Annotated in this window: 15 protein-coding genes and 1 riboswitch; of the genes, 2 read left to right on the top strand and 13 right to left on the bottom strand. The window is 29.5% G+C overall.

Annotated features, from left to right (window positions below):
• Positions 1-20 precede the first annotated feature (20 nt).
• From ACM0L0_RS01175 to pepF, 8 genes are all read right to left on the bottom strand, one after another.
• Positions 21-2,654 carry a type I restriction-modification system subunit M gene (locus tag ACM0L0_RS01175; RefSeq protein ID WP_416738738.1) on the bottom strand — a complete coding sequence of 878 codons (2,634 nt, stop codon included), beginning with the start codon at positions 2,652-2,654 and terminating at the stop codon, positions 21-23.
• A gap of 106 nt (positions 2,655-2,760) precedes the next feature.
• The gene (locus tag ACM0L0_RS01170) at positions 2,761-3,234 is read right to left on the bottom strand and encodes a DUF3899 domain-containing protein (RefSeq protein WP_416738737.1); all 474 of its coding nucleotides are present in this window, start codon (positions 3,232-3,234) and stop codon (positions 2,761-2,763) included.
• A complete protein-coding gene (locus tag ACM0L0_RS01165; protein ID WP_416738736.1) occupies positions 3,227-5,617 on the bottom strand; it encodes an ATP-binding cassette domain-containing protein in 2,391 nt (796 codons plus the stop codon). Before ACM0L0_RS01165 ends, ACM0L0_RS01170 begins: the two co-directional genes overlap by 8 nt.
• Positions 5,610-6,662, bottom strand: a complete 1,053-nt coding sequence (locus tag ACM0L0_RS01160) for an ABC transporter ATP-binding protein (RefSeq protein WP_416738735.1) — start codon at positions 6,660-6,662, stop codon at positions 5,610-5,612. Before ACM0L0_RS01160 ends, ACM0L0_RS01165 begins: the two co-directional genes overlap by 8 nt.
• A gap of 8 nt (positions 6,663-6,670) precedes the next feature.
• On the bottom strand, positions 6,671-7,999 hold the full coding sequence (locus ACM0L0_RS01155) for an ABC transporter permease (RefSeq protein WP_416738734.1): 1,329 nt from the start codon (positions 7,997-7,999) through the stop codon (positions 6,671-6,673).
• A 2-nt stretch (positions 8,000-8,001) separates the two neighbouring features.
• The gene (locus ACM0L0_RS01150) at positions 8,002-9,171 is read right to left on the bottom strand and encodes an ABC transporter permease (RefSeq protein WP_416738733.1); all 1,170 of its coding nucleotides are present in this window, start codon (positions 9,169-9,171) and stop codon (positions 8,002-8,004) included.
• A gap of 10 nt (positions 9,172-9,181) precedes the next feature.
• Positions 9,182-13,045: an OppA family ABC transporter substrate-binding lipoprotein gene (locus ACM0L0_RS01145; RefSeq protein ID WP_416738732.1), complete on the bottom strand. Its 3,864-nt coding sequence runs from the start codon at positions 13,043-13,045 to the stop codon at positions 9,182-9,184.
• A gap of 9 nt (positions 13,046-13,054) precedes the next feature.
• Complete coding sequence (gene pepF / locus ACM0L0_RS01140) at positions 13,055-14,896, bottom strand: oligoendopeptidase F (protein ID WP_416738731.1); 1,842 nt, start codon at positions 14,894-14,896, stop codon at positions 13,055-13,057.
• A 94-nt stretch (positions 14,897-14,990) separates the two neighbouring features.
• A riboswitch (Lysine riboswitch) is annotated at positions 14,991-15,159 on the bottom strand.
• A 414-nt stretch (positions 15,160-15,573) separates the two neighbouring features.
• Between pepF and ACM0L0_RS01135 the strand changes: the two genes are divergently transcribed.
• Positions 15,574-16,293: a chromate transporter gene (locus tag ACM0L0_RS01135; RefSeq protein WP_416738730.1), complete on the top strand. Its 720-nt coding sequence runs from the start codon at positions 15,574-15,576 to the stop codon at positions 16,291-16,293.
• The gene (locus ACM0L0_RS01130; protein WP_416738729.1) at positions 16,293-16,949 is read left to right on the top strand and encodes a chromate transporter; all 657 of its coding nucleotides are present in this window, start codon (positions 16,293-16,295) and stop codon (positions 16,947-16,949) included. Before ACM0L0_RS01135 ends, ACM0L0_RS01130 begins: the two co-directional genes overlap by 1 nt.
• A 79-nt stretch (positions 16,950-17,028) precedes the next feature.
• On the opposite strand, the gene ACM0L0_RS01125 is transcribed toward ACM0L0_RS01130, so the two are convergent.
• The 5 genes from ACM0L0_RS01125 to ACM0L0_RS01105 are packed head-to-tail and all read right to left on the bottom strand — an operon-like array spanning position 17,029 to position 23,714.
• Positions 17,029-19,341 carry a hypothetical protein gene (locus tag ACM0L0_RS01125; RefSeq protein WP_416738728.1) on the bottom strand — a complete coding sequence of 771 codons (2,313 nt, stop codon included), beginning with the start codon at positions 19,339-19,341 and terminating at the stop codon, positions 17,029-17,031.
• A 1-nt stretch (position 19,342) separates the two neighbouring features.
• Complete coding sequence (locus tag ACM0L0_RS01120) at positions 19,343-19,618, bottom strand: hypothetical protein (protein WP_416738727.1); 276 nt, start codon at positions 19,616-19,618, stop codon at positions 19,343-19,345.
• 2 nt (positions 19,619-19,620) lie between these two features.
• Positions 19,621-20,619, bottom strand: coding sequence for a carbohydrate ABC transporter permease (locus ACM0L0_RS01115; RefSeq protein ID WP_416738726.1), 999 nt, complete (start codon positions 20,617-20,619; stop codon positions 19,621-19,623).
• Positions 20,600-21,643 (bottom strand): carbohydrate ABC transporter permease, encoded by a 1,044-nt coding sequence (locus ACM0L0_RS01110; protein WP_416738725.1) that lies wholly within the window; start codon positions 21,641-21,643, stop codon positions 20,600-20,602. The genes ACM0L0_RS01115 and ACM0L0_RS01110 overlap by 20 nt, the downstream gene beginning before the upstream one ends.
• Positions 21,633-23,714: an ATP-binding cassette domain-containing protein gene (locus ACM0L0_RS01105; protein WP_416738724.1), complete on the bottom strand. Its 2,082-nt coding sequence runs from the start codon at positions 23,712-23,714 to the stop codon at positions 21,633-21,635. Before ACM0L0_RS01105 ends, ACM0L0_RS01110 begins: the two co-directional genes overlap by 11 nt.
• Positions 23,715-23,784: the final 70 nt, after the last annotated feature.

Raw genomic sequence — 23,784 nt, 5'->3', positions numbered from 1 at the left:
CCTTAATAGGACTAAATTATTTATTCCATTGATAATAATTTTTTAAATTCTTCTAGACCTTTTTTATCATTTTCATTAGCATCTAGTTCATCAATTAAAGAAATTAAGGTATTAGATACACTTTTAATTTCGTTTTCAATATCCATTAGTGTTGATTCGTATTTTTCACCTAGTTTCTTTAAGTTATCAGCAAAAGTTTCTAAAATGGTTCTTGGTAAACCTTGAAGAGAACTAATTAAAGGTTTAATTCATTTTAGACTTAACAATTCCTTAGCTTCTTGTTCAGTTAAAGTGTCATAAATTGCCATAGTTTTTTGAATTAACTCTTCATTTTTAGCTTTAATTTCACGATTGAGATCTTTCTTTTCGGCACTTAAGTCATTTCATTCAATAATTCTAGCTTCAAAACTTTCCTCTTCTTCTCCTGCTATTTTCTTGAATTCTTTTAGTGCAGCTTTAACTTCTTTATCAATTAATTTTCCAGTGTCTTCAGCAAATAGATATGAGTAGGTATCTTTTTCTTCTTCACTAATATCATTTATTATTTCATCGATACGAGCTTCAGTATTTTGCATTTTTTCTTCTAAAGCAACTAATTGAGCTTTGAAATCATGTAATTTGGTTTCTTGAATTAACTCAAAAGGTAAAATGTAACCCATATATCCATCTTGTACTTCAATTGTCTTGTTATCTTGTTTCTTTGTAATGAATTTTGGTTTAATTTCAGTTACAGCTTTAAAGCCTTCTGATTGGATAATTTCTAAATCATTAGAAATAACTTTTCAATCATTATCCATTAATTGATAAGCTTGATAAAAATCAATTAATTTTGTATCATGCACAGCATAAGCTAATTGATTACTAATTTTAGCTTCTTCTTGGTGTAAATTAATGCTATCCATATTAGTAATTAATTCTTGATTTAAATATTTTTCAAATGAATCTAAGGTGTTACTAAAGTTATTAATGTATGTATTAACTTCTTCATTATCAAAAATAGTTTTGTACACATCTTTATCATTTAGTTGTGAATAATTTTCATTAATTGGACTAAATAATTGATTTTTTAATGATGGGAATGTATTTCATAATTTATTAAAATCGTTTAATTCACTATTTGGAATTCCCCCAAACATTGAAGCGTAAATATCTCAAGATTCAGCTTTTTCATTAGAGTCAACATAACGTGGAATATTTAAGTTGTAATCATTTTCTCTAATTTCTTCTCTTGAAACTTTACGTGCAAATTTCTCAATATCTTCTCTTTTTATATAAGCATCAACAATCCGTTTAATATCAGAAGATTGTAATCTATTATTTTTACCATCTTTAATGAAGTGTTTTGATGCATCAATAAATAAAATATCATCATTATCTTTATCTTTTCTCAGTACCATGACAATTGTAGGGATACCAGTTCCATAAAAAATATTTGCAGGTAGTCCAATAATTGCATCAATATTGTTCTTTTCAATTAAATTAAGTCTAATTCTTCCTTCTTCTCCACCTCTAAATAACACACCGTGTGGTAAAACGATTGTTAAAACACCATCAGATTTTAAGTGATATAAGTCATGAAGTAAGAATGCATAGTCAGCTTTAGATTTTGGTGCAATTCCATATTCAGCAAATCTAGGATCATTTTCCATTGATTCTGGGTTTCAAGGTTGAGAATATGGAGGGTTTGATACTACAGCATCTAAATAAAGACGTTCATAAACTTTATTTTCATCAAAATAAGGTCAGTCTTCTTTTAAGGTATCACCATTTCTAGTTTCAATGTTATTAGGTAAAATACCTCTCATAATTAAATTCATCCGAGTTAAGTTATAAGTATTTCCTTTTAACTCTTGCGCATAGTATTTAATATTTGATTTATCAATATATTTTGACATGCTTTTACCAATATTGATAAGTAAAGAGCCAGATCCTGAAGTTGGGTCATAAATGCTAATTGTTTGTTTCTTTCTTAAAACATAAGACACAATTTCTGCCATTAAAATTGAGACTTCATGTGGAGTATAGAATTCACCAGCTTTTTTCCCTGCATTTGCAGCAAACATCGAAATTAAGTATTCATAAATAAATCCAAGCACATCATAATCTTGTTTATCATCCATTGGAATATCTTTAATTAATTCAATAATTGAGGTAATTCCATTCGTTTGTTCTCCTGTGCTATTACCTAGATTTGAAAGTCCACTTTCTAATGTATTAAAGATTCCATCAAAAACCTTTTTATGTTGTAGGCCAATATTATTATTAAAACGATTTAATGCTCTATGTACTGAATCAATTCCGAAATTTTTACCAGCTGCAAGTCAACTTGAAAATAAATCTTCATATTGAATATAGTATCCTAATGTAGATTGTAAATCAACAATAGTTTCAATTGCAGCTTGATCATCTTCACTTAATGCAGTAAATTCGTTTTTATTATTAACTACTGATAAATCATATTTATTTTCAGTTAGGTATTGAAAATCATCTTTTGTATAGTTATATTTATCAATTAAATATTTTTCTTCTTGTTCAGATAGGAATTTATAAAAGATAAATCCTAAAATATAATCTTTGTACTCATTAGCATCAATTTTAGAACGCATTCTATTAGCTGATGCCCATATTGCATTTGCTAGTTGTTGTTTATTCATAGCAACTCCTTTAAATTAATTTATATATAAATTAATTTTACCATATGTGTTATTTTATAAGTGCAGGAATATAAAAAGTTAGCAGTAATAATACTGCTAACATACTTTATGCATAAATCACGATAATAAATGCAATTGACAAGATAAAATACAACACTGAAGCAAAAACAAAAGGGAATTTTGTTTTTGGATGAGAAGCTGCATAATCTTGTTTCTTTTGTGCTTCAAGCTTTTTCTTTTCTAAATAAAGGCGTTTTTCTTCATTTGGCATTTTTTTCAGATCTCTACGTTCTTTGGAATCTTGAATGTTGTCTAGCGACATTTTCATTTTAGCAAAAGTTCTTTCTAAAAAGCCTAATTTCAGTACTAGAGCAATAATTGCAATAAAGAAAGTTATAAAGGCAGGCACTGAAAAAGCATCAATAGCTTTAGCATATGTTCAGTGTTCTTTATTAACTACGTAATAAGGAATTACAATAGCAAAATATAGTACTAAGAAAACTAAATTAATTAGATAAAAGCGTAAACTTGTAAACTCGTTTTTAAGTTTTAACCCTATTTTGTAGGTAAATTTATTCATTATTATTTTTTGCTAATCATTTTTCTACTTGGCTAGATGTTCCATAAACATAATGTAAACCATCTTCAACTTCAAATTGAGTTGCAATGTTAGGGAACATTTGTTCTTCTAAGTAAGAAAGCTCAAATTTCACATCTTGGAATTTTTCATTAGCATTTGAAATCTTAGGTATAGCTTTAAATAAGTTGATTGTGTAAGGGTGCACTGGATTAGCATAAATTGCTTCAGTTTTTCCTGATTCAACAATTTTACCAAGGTGCATAATTTGCACTCTATCAGCAATATATTCAATCATAGAAAGGTCGTGAGCAATAAAGACCATTCCAATGTTTTTCTTCTTACATAAGTCTTTTAGTAAGTTAACAACTTGTGCTTGAATTGAAATATCAAGGGAAGCAATTGGTTCATCAGCTACAATAATTTTTGGTTCTGTAATTAGGGCACGAGCAATAACAATTCTTTGTCTTTGACCACCAGAGAATTCGTGTGGGTAACGGTAGGCAAATTGTTTTAGTAACCCAACATCTTCTAGTGCTTTATAAATAATTGATTGAGTATAAAGATCTGAAATACGTTTCATTCTAAATGGTAGGCCTAAAGCAACTAATAAAGTTCCTAATTTTCCCATCTTCTTGTATTTTTGATCTTTACGAGTAATCCCCATTAAAAGGTAGACACTGTATAAGTTTTTGTTAAGGTATTTTTGTTCAATTTTGAAGGAAGCAATACCATTTAATCTATCTTCAACATTTGTTTTGTATACTTTTAAATCAATTTGACGTTGTAAATAGTTCTTGTGCTCTTTAGTGTTCTTTTTCGCCTTAGCTAAAGGAGCAATAACTTCTTTTTCAAAGAATTTCATGAAGTTATCATTATTTTGCATGAATTGAGCAAAAACTTTTTTATCTCTAGCACGTAGGTCTTTATCAATTGCACTAGCTTGAGCTATTTGCTCTTGTAACTTTTGAATTCTTTCACGGTATGAAACAATATATTTTTTAGCTTCAGCATCAAATAAAGCTTGTGCTTCGGCTAATTGAGCTTTAGCTTCCATTCTATTTGCATAATAATCTGGCGCATATTTGAAAGCTTCACGAATCATTTTGTTTCTAGTTTTACCTAAAGTTTTTTTAGATTTTTTATATTGAGTTCTTAATTGATTTTGTAATTGCAATGATTCTTCAATATATGAATCCAAATTGAAGTCATATTCTTTTTTAACAATGTTTTTTAGTTCTTTAATAGCAGCTCTTGAACTAGTATTAATGTTTAATTTAGTTGCATAAAATTCTTGAGAATATTTTCTAAATTGATCAGAAATTTTTAGTAATTCCTCAAATGAAAGGAATTTTAATTTTGAATAATTTGCTTTGAGTTCTTGGTATAAACGATGATTAATTAGATATAGTTTATATTCATGGAAGTAGTAATCTAAAAATGTAGTTGAGAAAGCATCATTACGGTGCATACGGTATTCATTTTTAACTTCAGCTAAAAAGTTTTTAATTGAAGTTTTAGAAATTTTTGCTGTATCTTTGTAATTTGTCTTATCTTCTTCAAATACTGCTTTTTGTTCATTGTATAAAGCTTTAAGATTATAGTATTCTTGAGTAAATCAGAAGAGATCTTTTTCATGTTTATATTTGTTTCTTGCGTCTTCAAGTTCAACTTCATCGAAATCAATTTTCTTATTTCTAAAGTCAGCTTGTTTACTTTCATATAGAGCTAAAAGTTCTTCAGTGTTCTTATATAAGTTATTAATTACAATTGAATTAATTTTAGTTCTTTCTTCTAAGTAAGCAAAATATGAGTTAAATTGGTCATCTAAATTATTTTGAATATCAAAAGTAATTTGATTTCCTAAGTTTTCTCATTTTTTAATAAAAGGCTCATGTAATTTATTTGAAATTAATAAGCTTTTAAGTTGGTATTGTAAGGCGTTTTCAATAAAAGTGAATCTAAAGTTACCTTTAACTTTATTTCAGTCCTTACGAATATCTTTACGTTTGTTTTTAATAATTCCATTAACAATTAATGGTTCTTTTAAAATACTGTAAATAGTATTTTGACCATTTAATGAAGCCATTGGATCTTGGAAGATCATTTGGATGTTTTTGTGCATGAACTTTTTACGTTTACGTGAAATTCTTTTACCTGAAATAATTTTTCCATCAAGACGTACAAACCCATTATAGTCATCATATAGTCTAAGTAAAGAACGTCCGATGGTTGTTTTACCAGAACCAGATTCTCCAATTAAGCCTATAATTTCACCTTCTTTAACATCAAAAGAAACATTGTCGACAGCTTTATTAACTGCGTTTTTATTGACGAAATATTTCTTTAGATTAATTATTTCTAAAATTGTTTTTTTATTATTCATTAAATACCTTCTTAAAGCTGTTTAATCTAGCTTGTAATTCTTTTGTTAATGTTACTTTTGGTGCATCTGGGTGTAATAGTCATGTGGCAGCATAGTGATCTTGAGAAACTTCAAATAAAGGTGGTTCTTTTAAGAAGTCTATTTCAAGAGCATATTCATTTCTTGGTGCAAAAGCATCTCCAAGAGGTAAGTTATTCATATCAGGTGGTGTTCCATTAATTGAATATAAACGATCTTCACGATTTTCAGGGATAGCTGAAATTAAAGCTCATGTATAAGGGTGTCTTGGGTCAGTAAAGATATCTTTTTTACTTCCTCTTTCCACTATTTTTCCAGCATACATTACATAAATATAATCACAGAATTTTGCAACAACTGAAATGTTGTGGCTAATTAAAATAATTGTAATTTGAAATTCTTGTCTAATTTGTTCAAATAAGGCTAGCACAGAGGCTTGCACAGTTGGGTCTAAAGCTGTGGTTGGTTCATCAGCAATAATTAAACTTGGTTTAAGTGCTACAACCATAGTAATAACTACCCGTTGTTTCATCCCTCCTGAAAGTGTATGTGGATACATTTCAAATACTTGTTCAGCATTTCTGATTCCAAATTGTTTAAGTAGTTTAACTAAGTAAAGTTTCTTTTCATGGAGAGGCTTATCTTTTCATTCTTGATTCTTGTTTAAAGCATCAAGCAATTGTTTTCCAATTTTTCTAGTTGGATTAAGTGAGGTTAAAGGATCTTGGGGAATATATCCAATTTTGTGACCTCTAATCTTTTCTCAAAATGAATCTTTTTTATTTTCGAGTAAATCAATACCATCAATTTCCATTTTATCAGCTGTAGTAAAGGCATTATCATTGATATTTAATAAAGCTTTAGAAGTAACTGATTTTCCTGAACCAGATTCTCCAACAATACCAATGATTTCTCCTTTATTGATTGATAAATTAACTCCACGTACAATAGTGATGAATTTATTTCTTCTTAATTTAAAAGACACTTTTAAATTTTCTACAGTAAGTAGTTTTTCTTTTTGTTCCATAAATTCTCCTATCTTGTTTTAATAACTTTTGGATCTAGAGCATCATGCACTCCAAGAGCCACAAAGTGAAGTGAAATTGAAATTAATAATAGTATCATAGCTGGAAGCACTAAGATAAAGGCATTATCTCCGGCTTGGGCAGCAGCTGATGATAGAATTGCCCCAAGGTTTGCTTGATCAGATTTGAAGAAACCAAGGAAGGCAAGTGATGATACTGACATAATAATGCTTGGAATTGAGGCAACATAACTAGTTGAGATTTTTCCAATAATTGCTGGTAAAGCATGTTTATAAATCAATCTAGCTTTTGAAGCTCCAACTGATTTTGAAGCAGTAATATATTCTTGATCTTTAACTGTAATGATAAACATTCTAGTGCTTCCAACTGAACCAACTCAACCAATTACTACTAAAGCAATTCCTAATGTTAAGTCTGTTGTTCCAAATGTAGAAGCAAAAATTAATAATCAAATAAGTGTAGGTGGCGCTACAAAGATATCAATAAGACGCATGATTACAGTATCAATTCATGATCCGACATGGAATCCTAAGTAGGCTCCAATTGCTACCCCAATAATTGTTTGAACAGTAGCAACAATAATTGCAAGTCTAATAGCTTGTCATGTACCAACTCATGATAAGGTTCAAATATCAATACCATCTTTATTTGTTCCTAAGTAAGTTGTTAAGTTTAATTGTGGGTTTAATGTAATAATTTTATCAATCATTGCATTAACTTGATCTACTGGAGCGTTTTTTGCAAGTCCAGATTTTTCTAGTGCAATAGCAATGTTACGTGCTTTTAAAAAGGCATAAGCATTAACTGAAACACTTTGAGTTTCATCGTTAATTTGCACAATTCTAATAGCATTATTAACATTATCATCACCAAAGTAGATAAATCTATTTCATAATACTCCACCATAGTAATCATTATTTCCTCACTCTTGTGTAATTTTAAAGAAGTTAGGAATGTTTTCTGAAGAATATCAAGGTGAAAAGATTGGTGGTAAGTTTTGCACATTTGGAGATGATGTTTCAAGCATTGTTCCATTAGGTAAATAAATTGGAACAGTTTGTGATAATGGTTCAGTAGCTGAATATTTAGCCACTGCTGTAACAACTATTGAGACAATTAAAATTGCTACAAAGACGATTAGTGAAAGCACTGAAACTCAACTAGTAAAGAAACGTTTAAAGATTTCAACTAGTAACTTTTTTGGCTTTCCTGCAATGTTATTAAGTAATGATTCCTCGCGAGGAGCAAACTGAGTAACACTAGTTCTAAGTTGATTTAAAGATAGATTGTATTTCTTTTCGAACTCTTTAGCATTCATCTTTAGTTTCCTCCTTTGGCTACGATTTGATTCATTTTAAATTGTTTATTTCTTTCTCTTCTAGCAAGTAAGAATTTACTATAGCTATATGGAGAAGCAGCTGTATATTTAATTCTAGGGTCTAAAATTGCAAATGATACGTCAACTATAATAGTTGTAAATAAGCTCAAGGTTGTAAAGAAGACAGTTGAGAACATAATAATGTTGATTTCTCCTCTTGGGAAGGCTTGAGCAATAACTTGTGAAGTACCAGGTACATTTCAGTAAGTTTCAATAACAATTCCACCACTAAGTAATCCAATATATGAAGGAATTAAGATTGCAGCAAGTGGGATTGAAATATTTCTAAGAACATATTTGAAGAAGATTTCTCTTTTTGAAAGACCTTTTGATTTAGCAATTAAAATGTAATTTGAAGTTAACACTGTAATTACTTGGTTACGAGTATATGTTATATATCCTGAGAGTGATCCTAAAACAATAATTGCAATAGGTGGAATTCAAGATACTATCATTTTGCCTATACCATAGGCTTCTACATCTGTTTCATTATTAAAGTTAATGAATTGAGGTGGAATATTAACTGAGAATAAAATTGAGATTAATATAGGTGCAATAACGAATGAAGGAAGAGCAATGAAAACTAATGCAAAGAAGTTGATTCCAGCATCAAAAATGCTTCCTCTTTTATATCCAGCAACAATACCTAAAGCAATTCCTAAAATAGCTGCAATTACAAAGGCTGGAAGTGTAATTATAATTGAGTATTTAAGATATTTAAAGAAGTATTCTGAAATACTTGTGGTATCTGTTTGTTGGAAAATGGTTTGATCATATGGCACACCAAATGGGTTAGTATGATTTGTAAAGAGGTTTTGAATTCAGTATCCAAAACGAATGAATGGACTAAGCTTCATAGTCATTCAGGTTTCTTTAACTTGTTCATAATTTAAGTTATTTGGAATTAAGTGATATTGTACAGATTTGTCATATAAATCTCTTAATTCTTTAGCTGTTGAGCTACCTGAACTTCCGGCAGCTTGCTGAGCTTGGACTGCTTTTAAAGCAAATGGGTTATCAGAGAATTGTGCTACTAGCAAGTACACTACACAAGTGATTGCTATAAGTGTAATAACTGCAAACCCGATCCGTTTAAGTATATACTTTCACATAGTTTCCTTTCTATTCTTCTGGTTTTGCTACTCTATAGTTAGTATTATCATTAAATCCATTATAGGTATGTGGCAAGATGTAGTTTGGATTTGTTAGTGTAGGTGCAAAAGGTGATTTAGAAGCTGTTAAATTAAACATATCAGGTACTGCACCAGTTACGTTTGAAATTTCAACTGCTAAGTCAAGTAAATCTTTCTTAGTTACACTTGTATCATTGTTATATTCTAGTCAGAATTTAGCATTTAAGTCATTATAGTCAATGAAATCTTCTGTAATTTCATTTTTTTCCATTGGGACAATTTGTCCATTTACATATTTACTATTTCCAAGTCAATTTTCCATGTTTAATAATTCATTAGTTGTTAAATTATTGGCAATATCTTCTAAGGAAATAGATAATTTGTGTCCAGGTGCTTCCACAAACTTTTTAAATGCTTGAGCAGCCTTATAAAGTTGTGGGTAACCAAGTTTAACTTTATTAGCATAATCTTGGTTAACTAAAATGTTGGCAAAAACAGCTGCAAAGTTTAATCCTTGAGAATAAGCTGTTAATCCTGAACCAATTCCATTATAGTCGTATCCTCATCCAACTCTTAAAAATGGAGTTGTATCATTTAATCAATAATCAAAGAAAGCATTTTTATTTTCAGTTGGGAATTCTTTAATTACTAATTTTAATCTTGGATCTAGGCCATTAATAGCATCTGCATAATTTTGATATGCAAGTTTTTGAGTAGGGTTAATGTTACCGTAAGGTCACATTAAATCAATTTGAACTGGCTGAGCTGCAATTTCAGGGTGTTGTTCATAAACTTGATCTAAAAGTTTTTTCATACGTGCTTGCATTTGAGCGTAAGCAATAGATTTTGAAGCATCTTGTGCAGCAACGTTAAGATTTTTTGTATCTGAAGGTTTTAAGAATGTTTCTCCAGTAGCTTCAAATACAATTCTGTTTCCAGTTGTTGAATCAATGACAAATGTACCATTAATAATATCGTGGTTAGGTCTTAAACTATTATTTGGCAATGAGTTATCTGAGTTACTTGATTTAATATTAGCATCAGGTGCTAAAGCTCCAATTCATGGGTATGAAGGGTTACCAATGCTTAATTGATCAGCAAATGAAGCCCATGAAATTGCTGATGAAAGAATGTTTCTAAATTCTCCACCAATTCCTAATGTAGTGTAAGGAATAACACCTTTAGCAGTTCCATTTTCTAGTTCTTTTGTTGAACTACCATACATTGTATAAGCGAAAGCATCGTTAAAGTGTGCTTTACTTGATGGTTTTGGTAATAAGTTTCAAATAAATGATTTAGTTAATGAGTCAGCTGCAAGCACTTGTACATAAGTTAATCCATAAGATTGTGGATCTTTTAATACTAGTGACTTGTTATTTTGAGTTAATTCACTAAATCTATAGTTAGCTAAACCACCTGAAATGTATTTGTTATATGAACTTACTTTGTAAGCTTCAGGATCCATTGGTGATTGTAAGTAACTAGTTGTCATTTTTAACATTGTTTGTTTTGAACCTGTATAGGTTGTGTCGTAATAGTATGGATTTAAATATTGTGAAATTGAGAATGTTTCAGCATCATAAGGTTTTCCATAGTATTTTCCAGCAAATAATGTTGTTTCTGGATTCATACCATATCAGTAAATCCCTGTTTCTCTTGCAAGTCCAGAGGCTGACTTAACAGCTTCTACAATTTCATCAAAGGCTTTTTTGTCATTTCTGATTGCAACATCTTGTGCATAAATGTCTTCAGTATTATTGATTGTCATTTCAGTAATATAAGAAGAAGGCGCAGGCACAAAGTCATATCCAGTTGCAATTGTGTCTAGAAACTCAATAAATTGCGCTGGTGATGAATCAATTTTGTTAACTACAAAAAGATCATCTATTTGTTGCGGATTTTGTGGGTTAGGAGCTTGTTGAACACTATTTGTTTTTTTCAACATTCCGGTAATATCAATATTAAATAATTTATAAATGTAAGCATTTGGGAATGTACCATCAGCTGAAAAAGTTTTTCCAGGAGAAGAAATTAGTTTTCTAGCCTCAGCATCAATATAACTATTTCCACCATTTGAAAGTCTGTATGCAGCATCATTCATAAATGTTCTTACAATTGATGAATAGAAGTCCTCTGATTTAATTGGATATTTAGTTCTTTCTCCATTAGATGTTACCCAGAATTGACCAGGTCTAATTCTGAAAGAAATTTTTGCAGCTTTGCTTAAGGCTTGGATGAATTCACGTGAGTTAATTGAACGTGGATTTGAAGAGCTACGTTTAATAACCGTGGTTGAATAAGTTCCATCTGGATTGTCTCCTTTTGGAGCAATTCCAGCATCATCACTATCAAACACTTTAACTTCATATGTACTCTTTCCACTAGCATCAGTAGTTGGAACATATACATAAATTGCATCAGCTAATTCAAGTTTATATCTTTGGAGTTCAGGAGAGATAATACCTTGTTTTACTTTTTCAGTTACACCATTTGAATTAATATCATAAGTGATTTCTTTATTAATGTTTGCTCTTCCTAAAGTTTCAATTGAAATAAAACTTAAAGTAGTATTGTCAATTGTTAAAGTAGAATGTCTACCACCATATGAAGCAGAAAAGTCTAATGGGTAAGCTGTTAGAGCATATGTTGAGTTATAAGCATTTTGGTAAACTCTTGCTCTAGCAATTTTATCCCCAACTGGACTATTGCTAAATTTAACATTTGGATTTAAGATTGCTTGCAATTGATCTTTTGTTAAGTTTTGACCATTTCCTTGTTCAGGATCGATTCCAGTTTTGTCTAATGCCTCTAGGTCATAGTTGTAAATGTCAGTGTTAAGTTTTTTAAGAATGTCAAATGTTGTAGTAAATTGATTGTAAGATTCATTCATTTTTGCACTTAAGGCTGAAATTTGTTGATCTATATTTTCTTTAAATTTGTTATATTCTGTTTGTTCTTTTAATAATTCTGATTTTGTTTGTTCAATAACTTTATTTTGCTCAGTTATTTTTTGATTTAATTCAGCAACTTTTGCTTGATATCCTTGTACATTACCATTTAAAGAATCTTTCAATAAAGCTGATTCCACTTGAGCTAAAAGTGCTTGTAATTGTTTAATTTGCTCTTGTGCTTGGGCTATTTCCTCAGTAAATGTAGGAATAAGGTTGACAGCTTTTGTATGAGCTTCTTGAGTTTTAGCAAGTTCAGCTTTTATTTTTTCAATTTCACTTTGATCTTTTTCAGTTTCTAAATCACGTGATAATGATTTAACCTTTATATTTAAGTTTTCAATTGCAATTGTATTTTTTTCTGACTTATCTTGAAGTCCTGATAAGGCATTTTGAGCTTTAGATAACTGTCCTTGAACAATATTGTAGCTAAGCTTTTGTTCCTGATTTTCAATTGAAAACTTAATGTTTTTCTTTGCTTCAAGTAAGTTTTTAATTGTGCTGTTAAAGACATCATTTGACAGTTGGACAATTGTATTATTAAATGTCTCAAAGTTTTTTGCTTCTTGAGCATATTTATAGTATTGAATTTCAGCATTTAAAGTAGTAATTGCATTCTTTTGGACTTGCAATTGGCTTTCTTTGCTCTTTACTACATTTGACTTTTCTAGTAATGAATTCAATAAAGTGGATTTTTCAGTATCAAGTTTACTATATTGTTCCCATGCTCTATTAGCAACTGCATTGTATTCAACAACTTGAGCCTGTACCTTTTTTAGCTCTTCTGCATTGTTAACACTTGACTCATTGTGTGATGTTTGAGTACCACAACTAGCAGCCAAAATTGGCAAGCCTAGAGATGGAAGTAATAATAAACCTGACAGTAATAATCGTCTTTTTTTCATGTATACCTCCTATTTTTGTAACTTGAAAATTTTATTCCCAAGTTTGATTCATTGATCAATTAAGTCTGCTACATAGTCAAAACCTAATTGGTAGAATTCTTCGCTTTCTAAATTTACACCAACACTTTTTAAAATTTCGATTGGATAATCTTTACATCCTGCTTTTAAAAAGTTATCAATGTAGTTTTCTAAAGCACTAGCACCTTCCTTTTGATATTTAGCAAAGAAGTAATTTGCTACTAATTGCCCTATGGCATACTTGTAAACGTAAAATCCATAGTAGAAGTGAGGCACATAAATTGCTTTAAGATTTTCTTTTGCATCGTATTTATATGTTTTTTTCTTATCACTCTTATATTTTAAAGAATTTTTAAAGTATATATTAGATAATGTTTCATAACTGCCTGAAGCATTCCCTGCAGCTATAGCATTATATAAGTCGTATTCATAATTGGCTCATTCTACTTGCCGAAGCACAGTACCAATGAATCCTGAAATCATGTTACTTAAAATTTTAAATTTTAATTTATCGTCATTTGATGTTTTAAGTAAGTAGTCAAATAACATTAATTCATTAAAGATTGAAGCTATTTCTGCTAAAAAGATTGGATATTGAGATTTAACTAATGGTTGATAAGTTGAAGAGAAATATGAATGCATTGAGTGCCCTAATTCATGTGCTAAAGTCTCAATACTATCTAATCTTCCATCAAAATTCATTAAAATGTATTTTTTCTCAATTCCATAGGTACCACCAATACTATAAGCACCTGAGCGTTTATTATCAACTGGCATAAAATCAACTCAGTTTTCATTAAAGGCTTTAGTTACTTGTTCTTGATATTCAGAACCAAAAGGTTTTGTTGCATTTGCTACTATGGCTTTTGCTTCTTCAACAGTATATTCAGATTTCACATCTACTAAATCTCTAGAACCATCTCATTTTTGCATAGGTTCTTTAAATTTAGCTTGATAAAACTTTTTGTATGCTTGAGTATATTTTTTAAAGATTGCACTACGTGTTGCTACTTGATCAAATAATTTTTGTAAAATAGCATCACTAACTTTATCTGAGTTTGTTAACATTTCAACAGCTGAAGGGTAATTTCTGATTTTTGCTTCTACCACAATGCTTTTAAATTGTTGATATAAAGTTTCAGCTAATGATTGTCTATGTTTATAATATGCATCTCAGTAATTTACATAAGCTTGCTTTCTAACATCTTTATTGTTAGATTTAGCAAACGTAACTCGATTAGTTGGATTCATTTTCATTCTTTTCTTGTCTGAAAGTGTGATGTATCCATAATCTAATTCGCTATCTGTTATGATTGAAAAAATATTATGAGGGTCTGGTTCTCCTAATGAAGATTTAATGATGTATTCTTCAACTTCGTCGCTAAGTTTGTGAGAATATTGATCAATAAAGTCTTCAATTCCTCTTTTATATAAAGTTAATCTTGGATCATCTTTCCATTGTTTCATTTGCTCAATGTGAGCAAAGAAACGATTAGCTTCTGAACCAAATTCCTCATCTAATTGTTGATTTAAGAATTCTCATTCCTGTATTAACTGCTTAAATTTAGGATCAACTATATTAATGTTATGGTTATTTGATAAATAATTATCAATTTTATAACTTATTATAGTTTGCTTTTCTGATTCAATTAAATCTTGTAAATATGCATCTATGTTATTGTATTTTGAATCTTTATTTTTTATTCTGGCTTGAAAAATTTCTTTATATTGTGCAATCCATGTATCTAGTGTTTTACCCTCAAGTATAGCTTCAAGATCTCAGCGATATTTTGCTGGAACATCTGAATATTTTTTATATTGTTTAGCTGCCATGTCTTCTCCTTAATAAATATGAAAAAGAAAGTTTTGTAGGCTACAAACCTACAAAACCCATAGCGAAAAAATTATTTTTTATCTCTGGAATTTGTAAATCTATAGCACCAATGTTTTTAAACAAAGAGTAGAAATCTTTTATGCTTTTCTACCAACATTTCAAGTTGCCACTATCAATGCTTCGGCTTTTATATCCTTTCGATATTTATCATCGCATGCCTGCTAAAATATTTACTTTTACTAAAAGCTCCTCTATAGTTTATCTTTAGCAATAACAGATTTCTAGGTTGAATCTGTTATTTATATTAGCCAAAAACAGATACAACTAAAATACACTCATCATAATATGTCAGTGACGACGGATGAAGGTGATAATAATATTAGTTGTAATCACGTTTCTTTCTTTTTTCATGCGTTTATTATAACACACATCTAATTGAAACAATGGAAAAAAATTTTTGTTTCATATTTTTTCCACATTTTGACTTTTATCTGCATAATATAGTCTTAAATAAATTCCACATATCAACTATTAAGCTTAAATTTAAGTTTAAGTTATAAAAAAGTTAGTTTTTGTTTATTAAAATTTTAAAACTTTGCCTTTAAAGCTAGCAGATACAGTCAAAAGTTAAATACAATTTGCCTAGTACATGCTAAAATACAATAGAAAGGATCATATGAGAAAAGCTAAACACAAAGTAGCTAGTAAAGCTAGCTTTTGAGAAGTCTTTCTTTTTATTTTAAAAGTTACAATTATTGGCTTTGGTGGAGGAAATGCCTTAATGCCAGTAATTCAAAGAGAAGCAGTTAATAAAAAGAAATGACTAACTGAAGAAGAATTTGATGATATTGTCATTGTAACCAATATGTTGCCAGGAGCAAGCGTTATTCAAACTTTATCTTATATCTCAATTACATTACTTGGAAAGGTTAAGGGGACAATTTTAACATTAGTTGCTATTTTACCACACGTATTATTAGCATTTGCATTTTTAGTAGTGCTAACTAAATACTTACCAGCAGCATATTTAAAAATTATTTCAGTTGGGGTGCTAGTTGCAATTATTGCTTTTCTAATTAACTTTGGAGTTAGATATGCAAAGCAGGCACATAAAACAATGGCTACGCCTTTATGAATTATTATTTTTCTTTTTTCTGCAGGATATTCCTTATTTATTCCAGCACCTTATAACTTACCTGTAGTGGCAATTGTTGTAGTTATTGGTCTCTACAGTATTTGATACCTTATTGCTCGAAAAAGAAAGAAACCTATTTCGGTTCAAACTAAACAAATTGAAGAAAAGAAAATTATTGAAATTTCTAAAGAAGAGCTTGAAGAAGCAAATGTAGAAACCACAAATCAAGCTGTAGAAATTGAAAAAAAGGAGGATAAATAATGCCAATAATTGGATTTTTAGTTTGTATTCCTTTAATAATTTTTATTTCCCTTTCTATCTTTGGAGGCGGGCAAGTCTTTATGCCTATTTTCCAATGATTATGAAACTTAATGCATTCTACTTTTGGGGTTGATCAATTAGATGAAGCTGCTATTAACAATATTTTTACAGTAGCCAATACAACTCCTGGGGTGGTGTCAACTAAATTTGCTTTCTTTACAGGATACGTTGTAGCTAATGGTGCCTGATGAGGATATTTAGCAATGTTTGTTACTTATTTAGTCTTCTGCTTACCAGCTATTGCAGTTATGGCTATAACTATGAAATATGTTAAGAAATTTAAGACTAATAGTTTTGTTGCAAATATGTTAATTGTAATGAAACCTATTGTTGCAGGAATTATGATTTCGCTAGCAATTTCACTTTTAATTTCTATCTTAGTTCCTGAGTATTACTTTAATTCATCTTCTAAAGGGTATATGGGAGTAAGTGAAGATAATTATTTTACTGGGTATAAAAATATATTACTTAAGATATATGTACCATTAGGAATTATTGGATCATATATTATGGCTAAAAAGAAACTTTCACTCTTTATTATTATCTTGGTAAATATTGTTATTTCCTTAATTCTCTTTGCTCCTTATGCTGGATAGTCACACTATGGTGTGATTTTTTTTATAAAAAAAGTACACCCAAATTATTTATGGGTATACTTAATATTAGTTTTATACATTAATTACTTGTTGGTTGAGCTTCTGTCATTAAAGCAGTTACATGAGCAACTGACTTAAATGAATCATTAACTTTGTAAGAACTTGGAAGTTCTGCAACAAAAGCATTATCTAGTTGATAGTCATTTCCTACATAGGTTGGGAAAGCTTCAGGGTTTTTATAAGATAAGTAAGCTCTAAATACATCGAAAGCAACTCATTTGTTTGATTTTTGATCAAATATTTCTAATCAATAAATTCCTTGTTTAGCATGTTTGATTTGTTCATTTAAACTATCAATTTCAAATTGAATTGTAGCTTTTTTAAGTTGGGCTTCTAAATCAACAACTAATGCTGAATTTGTACCTTTTACTATTTGAACTTGGTATCCACCGTTAGCAAATAATAATTGAGCATATAAGTCTACAAGTGAGAAAACATTTGTAACTGTTTGAGTAATGTGTCTAAATAAGTTTTCAAAACTTTGTTTAACACCCTCTAAAACAATTGAATTCAATGCAATCATTGATTTTGGCGCAATAGTAGCATTATTTACCATAACTTTAATTGCATTATTTAGTTTAGCAATTCTCTCATTATAAATTTTTGATTTTTCTTCATCATTTCCTGTAATTGTTGCTTTATTTGTTAAGTCAGCAGGTAATGTTGTGCCACCCTTTAATTGGATTAAAGCGTTTGCATATTCAATTTGATTATCAAACATTGTCTCTAAATCTTCTAAGGTTAATGTTTCACCAGCATCTTTTTTAGCTTCTAACTCTGTAATCTTTGCATATGCAGGAAGAATGGTTCTTTCTGAATATGTTTTAATATTTGTTATTTGAAGTTGAATTTCTTGAATTTTTGCTTTTGCACTTGTTATAAGTCCATTTGTAACTTTAAGTAAGCTCTTTGCATTTCTAACTTCAGCTGCAGTTTTTGCATTTGCTAATTGGTTTTCAAAATTAACAAGGTTTTCTTCACTAGTTCTTAATGAGTTTTGAACTTTATATAATTCACTGATATTTACTAATCATAAGTGAGATCAGAAGAAATTAAATGGTTGCGCAAGGAATTCTCTTTGTTCATCTTCAGATAAAGCAGAAACAATTTCACCTTTTGCATCTTTAAATGTGTTGAAAACTTGATATTTATCATTTTGGACTGGACGTCCATTGTTGTCAAGAGCATCCGGGTTAACTCCTGTAATTAAATATTCAGGAGCAAATCCTAATGCCATACCACGCTTATCATCAGCTGATAATGATACGTTGTAGTTTCTATAATTTTCAAACATCATTTTATAAATTTTCTTAGTTGCAGCTATTTGATCATTGGCAATTGAAGTAAAATCAAATTTTTGAATTGAATTAAATAATTCTCTTTGTGCCTTTTGAACAACAGGAGTTGGAATTGTGTTGTAAAGTTTTGTAAGAACTTGGTAATTGAATACACCTGATTTTGTAGCAGGATTTCATGCAAACATTTTTGATGATTGATTTTCTTTAGTTGTTGTAGGGTATAGTGCTTCATTCATTAAATATTCTGCATAAAATGGTGTATCTTGTAAAAAGTGTTTAACAACTGCTTTTGCATCTTCTTCTGTAATTTCATCTTCTGGTTTAGGGAAACTAAATGTTTTGACCCTTGAATAGCTAATTAATTCTTCAACCATCCCTTTTACAAAACCTTTTAAGTTGGTATCTTCATTTTCGCTATCAATCGCACCATTTGGTTTTACAGTCGGAAAAGCAAATGAATTTAATGCATCAGTAGTTAATTGTGTAGCTTCTAATAATCCTGTAAATGATCTAAAGATTCCGGGAATTGCTTTATATTCTGTTTTGTTTGCTTTAATGTCTTTTAAATATGTAGTAATTTTTGTATTTAAATCATTAATTTTCTTAATCGCATCTTGACGGATTGATTCATTATCAATTTTGTTTACGTTTGCTTCATTAATTTCTAATTCTTCAGTCTTATAGTTTGGTGTAAATAAGTCTTTAAAGTCTTTTATGTAATTATTATTGTTTACAGAAACAGCGTTTTGAGGGCTATAAATAAAGTTAGAGAAGTTATATTTTAATAATTTACTTTTATTAATTAAATCATTTTCGAATTTCACCAAGTTTGGTTTATTATATTTTTCTTGGTTTGTTAAAGGTTCTTTTGAACTAAAACCATTACCATCTTTTGAAATAAATTTATTTGCATAAAGAACTGTACTATCATCATTGTAGAAACAAGATACAGCACTTACTGGCAGAATTGCCATTGCAGCAAATGATCCTAAAAATAATTTGGCTCTTTTAAAATTAAATTTCTTATTATTCATATTAATTAAACATTTCAACATATTTAAGTGATTTGAAACCTGAGTAAGTGATTACTGTACCCATAACAAATAGTAAACATGCAAATGCTATTCCCCCTATAGAATATGATTTAACGTATTGAGCTAAATCCACAATTTTAATATCAAGTGTAACTTTTTCATTTAAATCAATTAATGGTTGCACTTGAGAAATTAAAACTGAAAGAACTATAATAGCAACAAGTGCTAATACTGAAATAATAGCTCAAGTAATAACTTTTCTTTTGTAATTTTTCATAATTATCCCTTAATTGTTGAACCTTGTCTACTAATAGCAGCCATGATTCTCTTTCTAAAGATTAAGTAAACAATAAACATAGGTAAGATAACCATTAAGCTGGCTGCAAGTTTAACGTTTTGCATTACGTTTGCACCTGAGTCAGGGTCGGTTGGATCTATACCAGCCTTAAATAATCAAACTGAAACAACATCTAGTCTTGTTGAAGCAATTGTAGAAATAATAGATGGTCATAAGTATGAATTTCATGAAGCAAGTGCTGTAAGAATAACAATAGTTAATGTTGTTGGCACAACCATTGGAAAAGCAACTTTAAATAAGTATTTAAGTCCTGATGCCCCATCAACAAGTGAAACTTCTTTAATTCTTCCAGGTATAGCTTCGAAAGCATTTTTGTACATTAATGTGTTAAAAATACTTGCTGTGAAAGGAAGTGCAATGGCAAATAGGAATCCAACATAATCTCTAGCAATTTTTGTCTTAAGAACAACAAAATATTGTCCTGATAGCAATGCAACTTCTGGTAAAACTAATAAGGCTAATGCAAGGAATCAAATAAGTCCTTTTCCTCTTCAATTACGTAAAGAGAATGCATACCCCATTAAGAATGTAATGAAAACTTTTAAAGTAACAGATACTATTACGTTTAAGAATGTTAACAACATAGCACTTCAGTACCCAGAAGACATAGCTCTACTATATGTATTAGCTACAACTTGTGTTCAAGGAACAAAGTTAAGACCATGTTGTCCATTAGAATTAATATAAGTTAATCCTTCTCCAAATGAAGGGAAGAATCTAAATTCTGACTTAAGTGCAGCAGCTTGTGAGTCATCCATCATTGAGATAGAAATCATGTAGAAGAATGGGAATAAAATCAATACCCCAAAAAATACTAAAAGCAATAGTTTAAGTACGCTAATAAGTACAACTTTTGTTAAACTATGCTCTGTGACTTGTGAAGAAACTCTTTCTTGGTTCTTACGAAGTCTTTTTTGCATAAAGTGCTTGCGTAGCTTTAACTTTAACTCAAACATTTCTTTCTCCTAAATTATTTAATGTTGTTTGGATCATGAAGAATCCACCTCTAATCATTGATGAGAATGTTACTCCAATGATAAATAAGGAAATTGATGCTGCACCAGCTAAATGTATATTACCTGATTGTGTTTGTAGGTATACATAAAGCATTAAAGAACCACCACCAGCATTAAATGCATTTTCTGGTTTGTTTTCAAATAATGCAAGTGGGAAAACTTTTAGTCCACCGATAATTCCGAGTGTAACTAAAAAGTTAATTGTGCTTTTAATTGATGGAAGTGTAATTGCAAAGAATTGTTTAAATCCATTTGTACCATCAATAGAAGCTGAACGATATAAGTTTTTATCAACACCTAACATAGCTGTTGTAAATATTAAGATATTGAAAGCAAGACCATTTCAAATACCATTAATAATCATAGCAACTAAGGCATTAAATGTATATTGATCATTTGTTTCAAGTCATGGAACATTTGTTCCTAAAATTTTATTTAATAGTCCATATGTACTAAATAATTGGATAAATGCTAAAGAAACAGCAACACCATTAGTTACATAAGGCATAAAGAACACTGTTTGTCAAAAACTTTTTGCATATTTTCTATATAACTTAGCTATAACGGATGAAATAACTAAAGAAATAATCATTACAAATGGTAAGACAAACATACCATATATAAATGAGTTTCTAACCCCAACAGCAAAACGAGCATCTGTAAAAACTTTTTGGTAGTGTTGTAGTGTGACATCACCAGAATCAGTTCTTAAAGATTCTACAATGTTAATTATCATCGGAGTAATAGTAAATAATAAAAGCAATACTATACCAGGTAATAATAATAACAATGGTTTTCAAGCCGGTGTTCTCTCATCAAGTATAGAGTGTGATAAAGTAGATTTTTTAGATGCTTGCTTTTTAACAGATCAGTTAAAAAGAAAAGGCATTTTCTTTTGTAAGAATAAATGTGTTTTATTATTTAACAATTTCATATTGTAGTCTTTCTTCGCTAGCAGCATCAAAAATGTGAAGTTTTGCTAGTGGAACATCGAAGAAGATATCATCTCCAATACGGAAATCATAGTTGTTGTCAAGTAAGAAGTTAATTCTTCCAGCACCTTCAACATCAACAACTAATTTACTTTCTTTTCCGAAGTTTTCTTGTACAACTACTTTACCTTTGAATGAATAATCTTGACCTTTTTCTTTGATAATAAAGTCTTCAGAACGAACACCAATATTTAATGTAATATTGTCTTTTCCAACTAATTTAATTTGTGGTAATTCCACTCCAGCCATAGTTAATTTTCCATCAACTACTTCAGAAGCAAATAATCCCATTTCTGGCATACCAAGGAATCTTGCAACGAATTGGTTCTTAGGTTTATTGTATAGTTCAAGTGGTGTTCCCATTTGTTGAACTTTAGCCATAGACATACAGATGACAATGTCAGAAATTGACATCGCTTCTTCTTGGTCGTGAGTAACAAATACTGTTGTAATTCCTAATGATTGTTGGATTTCTCTAATTCATTGACGTGTTGAAATACGTAATTTAGCGTCTAAGTTTGAAAGTGGTTCGTCCATTAATAAGATTTCAGGTTTTTTAACAATTGCACGAGCAATTGAAACACGTTGTTGTTGTCCCCCTGAAAGTCTTGTAGGTTTCTTTTGAAGAATATGTAGGATTTCAACACGAGCAGCAACCTCCATAACTTCATTATGGATAGCTTGTTTTAAAGTAATATCAGCTTTTGCTAATTCTTTAATTTGTGCTTTTTCTTCTTCATTTAAGAAATCATTATTGTTTTTTTCATTATTTAAAACATTTTTAAGATCATATTTAGCAGCAAGTTCATTTGCTTTTTGTTGATAAAGCTTCTTGGCAACAATAGGTAATCTTTTTGAATCAGATAATAATTGTTTATATTCTTCATTTGTTTTTAAAAGTTCATTGAACTTAGCTTTTTGTTCTAGATATTTAGCTTTTGTTTCAGCTTTTAATACTGTGTATCTATTGATAATTTCTTCTTGTTTAATCAAGTATTTATATCTTGTAAGTGTTTTTAAAGCTTTTTCTTCCAATTTAACAATTTTAATTCTGTCTTTTAGAACTAAGTTAGAAAAATCAACTAATAAAAGTTTGCTTACAAATTCTTGAATATCAAGAACTCTTTGTTCCATTTCTTCTGTAGTTGCTAATCTTTGGAATTTATAGTTTTCACTATTTAATTCTTTTAAAATATCAGCTCTTTGTAATTCTGGAAGTAAATTATTTGCTTTATCTGAAGCAAATTTTTCTTTAATTTCATTAATTTTTTGTTTTGAATCTTGTCTGATTTTTTCGTTAGTTTTTATTACATTCTTTGTTAATAATGAAATTTCAGAATCTTCATGAACTAAAGTAATTTTGTATTCTGTATGAGCTTGCTCAAAATCACTCACCATTTTTGCATATAATTCTGCAACTTTGTGTGATGATTTTTCAGAAATAAGCATTATTACATCGAAAGCATTTCTTAGATCTGCAATTTCTTGTTCGGTAGCCCCTAATTTCTTAAGATATACGATTTGAATTTCGCCTCTTGCTTTTTCTCTATTTAAATAGAATTTCTTTTGTCATTCAGGGTCATTTTTTAGTGGGAATGCAATGTTAGCATATACACTCATGTGTGGATATAGAGCATAGTTTTGGAAAACGAACCCTATTTTTCTTTTTTGAGGTGTGAAATCAGTAACGTCTTTTCCTTTAAATAAGATTTTACCAGATGTTACAGTTAATAAACCTGCAATAGCATTTAATGTTGTAGTTTTACCTGAACCAGATGGCCCTAATAAGGTTACTAATTTACCTTCTGGTATTTTAAAACTTACATTGTCAACAGCTAATGTTTCACCAAAATCTATGTTAAGATTTTTTAATTCAATAGCAGGGAATGATTCAGAATCAATGTTAGCTAATTGATTTGTATAGTTTTTAATTCTATTTAAATCATCATTGCTTACATTTGTTGATAATTCCATTACATATGAAATTAATTTTTTAATTAGTGTCATTAATTTCCTTTCTTTTTGTTTTACATATTTATGTTCGAAAAATAAATACTTAATAATTTTACATTAATTA

Origin of the sequence: Mycoplasma razini, from assembly GCF_048076865.1 — a bacterium.
In the GTDB taxonomy this organism is placed as follows: Bacteria; Bacillota_I; Bacilli_A; order Mycoplasmatales; family Metamycoplasmataceae; genus Mycoplasmopsis.
Note: the sequence above shows the minus strand (reverse complement) of the source record. Positions and strands in the feature narration are given on the sequence as shown.